The organism is Microcystis sp. LE19-41.2A (genome assembly GCF_027530405.1).
Taxonomy (GTDB): domain Bacteria; phylum Cyanobacteriota; class Cyanobacteriia; order Cyanobacteriales; family Microcystaceae; genus Microcystis; species Microcystis aeruginosa.
This window is the reverse complement of record NZ_JAPZQJ010000568.1, coordinates 1-4,970: the sequence shown is the minus strand read 5'-3', so window position 1 is coordinate 4,970 and position 4,970 is coordinate 1. Positions and strand designations below refer to the sequence as shown.

Here is a 4,970-nt window from a genome sequence, read left to right as displayed (position 1 = left end):
GTGGGAGAGATAGGGGGAAAATTCTGGGACTTTTTCTCTGAAAATTAGGTAATTGACCAGATGAGAATCGGTAAAACCCTACACCCCACACCCCACACCCCACACCCTGTCCCCACGAAAAACTTTTTCAGCAGACCCTAGTCAGTCATCCTTAAACTGGTACAAATGTATGAACAACCCCGTGTAAGCATCCCACTTGCAAAGCTAATGCTTTCCCGCGTTTGGGGGGTAGAATCCCCCAAGAGTCAAAGATTAAGTGATAAAATCGGAAATAACAGCCAATTTTAGCTGAGGGTTTTCCTGGAAAAATCCCAACCTAGTAAATTTATACAAATGAGATGCAACCGATAGGAGTTCTCGCTATGGATAGCAATCGATTAATCGAAGAATTAAAAAATCCTGACTTTTATCCTCATTCTGTCAAAATTCCCGTTGAAATTATCCAAACCCATGCTTCAATTATCTTCTTGACAGGAGATTATGCCTATAAAGTCAAGAAACCAGTTAATTATAATTTTTTAGATTTCTCCACTTTAGAAAAGAGAAAGTATTATCTAGAACAGGAACTAGAGTTAAATAAAAAAGTCGCCGATAATATCTATCTAGAAGTTTTGTCAATTAATGATCAACAGGGTAGCATAAGTTTAAATGGAGAAGGAAAAGCGATCGAATACATTTTAAAAATGAATCAGTTTCCCCAAGAATGTTTACTGAGTAAAGTTTTTGAACGGGGAGAACTAACGGAAAAAGCTATAAAATCTTTGGCTGAAAAAGTGGCAGGATTTCATCGACAAGCTGTGACTAATTCCTATATTAATCAATTTGGCAATTTAGAAGTTATTAAACAAGCTTTTGATGAAAACTACCAACAAACCGAGAAATATATTAATTTTGTCCAAACCCAAAAACAATACGATGAAACGAAAGCTTATACAGATAAATTCTTCGCAGAACACGGAGATTGGTTAGAAGAAAGACAAATAAAAGGGATGATTCGCGAATGTCACGGTGACTTACATTTAAATAATATCTGTCAGTGGCAGGGAGAAATACAATTATTTGATCGCATAGAATTTAATGAATCTTTTCGCTTCGTTGATGTCATGTATGATATTGCTTTTACAGTCATGGATTTAACCGCTAGGGGGAGAGAAGATTTCGCTAATTTATTTGTCAATACTTATTTAGAACAAACCGCGGACTGGGAGGGTTTAAAAGTCTTGCCTCTCTACCTGACCAGACAAGCATATGTGAGGGCAAAAGTCAATAGTTTTTTGCTTGATGGTGACAGTTTTTCCGAGAAAATTAAAGCAAATGCACAAGATTATTATCAATTAGCTTGGCAGTACACCCAACCGCAGAAACCGAGATTAATTCTGATGTCGGGATTTTCTGGATCGGGTAAGAGTACCATAGGTAAAGTAATTGCTAAAAATCTTAATGCTATTCAGATTCGTTCCGATGCAGTTCGCAAACATTTGGCTGGAATTGACTTAAATCAAACAGGAAGTCTAGACATATATAGTCTCGAAATGAGTCAAAAAACCTTCGCTAGACTGGCGGAATTAGCCGAAATTTTAATAGCTTTAGGTTATCCAGTTATTCTCGATGCACGCTACGATAAATATGCTTGGCGAGAACCCTTATTAACCTATGCCCAAAATTTACAGATTCCTTTCCATATTGTCCATTGTCACGCACCTATAGAAGTTTTAAAACAACGGATTGCCGCTAGAAAAGGCGATATTTCTGACGCTACTATCGAGGTTTTAAATGCCCAAATTGAGAAAACAGAACCTTTTAATGAAAAAGAACAACCCTATCTAATTTCCCTAGACACTACTAATCCCAATTGGCCAGAATTTTTAGAGAGTCAATTAGGTAAATAGGTTGAGATGAATCAACGATAGGGCCATTCTTATAATTAAGTTATAGTTGATAAAGTAGCAAAAAGGAGAAGCGATGGAAACTGTAGTGTTAAATCTAGAGACAGTTAATTTGACTGATGAACAATTTTATCATCTCTGTCAGGCTAATCAAACATGGAATTTAGAACGTAATCAAAAAGGAGAATTATTAATTATGCCTCCCGTGGGTGGAAATACTGGTAAACAAGAAGCTAATTTGATTGTTAAAGTTGGGGTATGGAACGAGCAAACTCAACTTGGTGAGGTGTTTAGTTCTTCGACAATTTTTCGTTTACCAAATGGAGGATATCGTTCTCCTGATGTTGCTTGGATAAAACGGGAGAGATGGGAAGCTTTGAGCGCAGAAGAGCGAGAAAAGTTCCCACCTTTGTGTCCTGATTTTGTGATTGAATTACGTTCTCGTACCGATTCCTTAACCTCTTTACGCGACAAGATGCGCGAATATTTAGCCAGTGGTTTACGTTTGGGTTGGTTGATTAATCCTCAACAGCAGCAGGTGGAAATCTACCGACTAAATAGCGATGGGGAAATTATTAATTTACCTGCTATTTTATCCGGGGAAGATGTCTTACCCGGGTTTGTTTTGAATTTAACTTAGGAAGGATTACAGGGAATAACAAAGGGAATGACACCGAATCAGGCTATCTCTATTTTGTCAAGACATTTCCAGAAAAGCGATCGATTGTCAGCTTGGCGATGTATAATCTCTCAAAAGCCAGCATCAAGCTACAAAGTTCTCAATATTGCCCAAAAAAACAATCAGGATTTCAGGAACAGATTCTCTCGCTACTGCTTCAAAGAAAGAGGAAACTCTCAGTCACAACATTGATATTTGTCAATAATGTCACCTAAAATTTTCAATCATCACTTTACTCCTCTTAAATCCCTCTCTCTGGGATTATTTCTCCTGCAAGCTTTCACTCCCCTCACCCTAGCAGCCCCCCCGCGAGAACCAGATCAAACCGTCGGCTGTGATATTCTGGTGGTGGGTGGTGGTTTAGCCGGTGCCGGTGCGGCCTACGAAGCTTTATTATTAGGAAAAACCGTCTGTTTAACCGAGATTACCGACTGGGTGGGTGGACAGATATCTTCTCAGGGAACCTCCGCATTAGATGAAAGACGGACACAAAGAGAAAAATTATTTTTCCCGAAAGGTTATCTAGAATTTAGGGAAAGAATTAGAAAGCATTACGGGAAACGCAACCCCGGAGAATGTTGGGTAAGCGGGTCTTGTTTTTTGCCTTTTGATGGACATAAATTATTATTTCAACAGTTAGAAGACGCTGCCAAAAAAGGCAAAGGAACTCTGAAATGGTTTCCCTCCACGGTAGTCAAAGAATTAAATATTGAAACTTTACCCAATCGCGGTACCGGTCAACAGATTACCAGTGTAATTGCTATTCAACATAGTCCCGTAAAAGGTACTCCTCCCCTAAATACCGAGTTTTTATCGCAAAAAATGGAGGATATCTATCGCTACGAAAATTCTCCCCGTTTTGATAAGAAAATCCTCCGTTTTGTCCCCAAATCCTCCCAACCGAATCAATTAGCGGATTGGTATGTGATTGAAGCGACCGAAACAGGGGAAATAATCGGATTATCAGATATTCCCTACCGTTTAGGTGTCGATAAGCGCAGTTATCTCGAACCTTCTTCCTCTAGCGTCACTGGAGACCCCTACTGTACCCAAGGCTTTACCTATACCTTCGCCATGGAGGAAACAGAAAAACCACAAACCCACGAGAAACCCGTTTATTATGAACGCTATGCCCCCTATTTTAGCTATGAATTGCCGCGATTAGCCGATTTTGACCTAGTTTTCACCTATCGTCGTATTTGGAGTCCGCAACTGGGTAAAGAGAAAACCTTTGGGGGAATTACTTTTACCGAACCCGTCCCGGGGGATATTTCCATGCAGAATTGGACCTGGGGAAATGATTACCGTCCGGGGACTGCGAAGGATAACTTTATCTACACCCGTGAACAGTTGCAAAAGTTAGGACAGTTATCTCCGGGGGGATGGATGGGAGGATTACGCACCGAAACCCTCGCGAGGGGCGAAGAACACGCCATTTCCTACTATTATTGGTTAGTAGAAGGGACCACCGATTCCCAGTTAGGGGACGGGGTAAAAGTTCCCCATTTGAATAACCGTTATCTCTCCGGTTTTGATTCTCCCATGGGAACTGCCCATGGTTTGTCAAAATATCCCTATATTCGGGAAGCAAGACGGATTATCGGTCGTCCTTCCCTGACTTACCCCGATGGTTTTACCGTCACAGAAATCGATATTTCCCGACAAAATTTTCAAAGCGATTTCTATCGTCAAAATCTTTCTCCGGCAGAATATCGGCGCTTAATTGCCACCTTGGCAGGATTAGAGGGATTTTCCGTACTTGATGGCACATTATCCCCCGATCAGGCCGTTAAACGCAAGCGCTCTACCATTTACCCCGATTCCGTCGGTATCGGTCACTATGCGATTGATTTTCATCCCTGCATGACGGAACATCCCCCCGAAAAACCGGGTAATACAGAAAAAGCAGGAGAAAGACAGGGACAAGGGCAAGCTTATCCCTTCGAGATCCCTTTAAGGGCTATAATTCCCCAAAAAATCGATAATTTACTGATAGCGGGCAAAAGTATCGCCCTTAGTCATATTGCCGCGGCCGCCTATCGTGTCCATTCCTTCGAGTGGTCCTCTGGGGTAGCTGCCGGCATCACGGCAGTGTATGCTTTAGATAATAATGTACTGCCCTATCAATTAGTAGAAAATGATTTTCTCATCGGCAATCAACAATTGCGAGAATTACGGCAAAAAATCGACGCTAGTGGTAATCCAACTATGTTCCCCGATGCCTCAATTTTCCGGTCGATGGATGATTGGTATTAATTAGGATTTGCTGAAAAAGTTTTTCCTAGGGGCAGGGTGTAGGGTGTGGGGTGTGGGGTGTGGGGTTTTACCCATTTTCATCGGGTAAATTACCTAATTTTCAGGGAAAAAGTCCCGGAATTTTCCCCCCGACCACTCCCATATCTGGT

3 protein-coding genes are annotated in these 4,970 nt (G+C 41.1%); all 3 read left to right on the top strand.

Going from position 1 to position 4,970, the window contains the following annotated elements:
- The first annotated feature begins 362 nt into the window (after window positions 1-362).
- The 3 genes from O9290_RS23970 (at window position 363) to O9290_RS23960 (ending at window position 4,821) form a co-directional block, all read left to right on the top strand.
- Entirely contained in the window at window positions 363-1,889 is a 1,527-nt protein-coding gene (locus O9290_RS23970) for a bifunctional aminoglycoside phosphotransferase/ATP-binding protein (RefSeq protein WP_288056182.1), read from the top strand.
- A 73-nt stretch (window positions 1,890-1,962) separates the two neighbouring features.
- On the top strand, window positions 1,963-2,526 hold the full coding sequence (locus O9290_RS23965) for a Uma2 family endonuclease (protein ID WP_002761711.1): 564 nt from the start codon (window positions 1,963-1,965) through the stop codon (window positions 2,524-2,526).
- 243 nt (window positions 2,527-2,769) lie between these two features.
- The gene (locus tag O9290_RS23960; protein WP_002761709.1) at window positions 2,770-4,821 is read left to right on the top strand and encodes an FAD-dependent oxidoreductase; all 2,052 of its coding nucleotides are present in this window, start codon (window positions 2,770-2,772) and stop codon (window positions 4,819-4,821) included.
- Window positions 4,822-4,970: the final 149 nt, after the last annotated feature.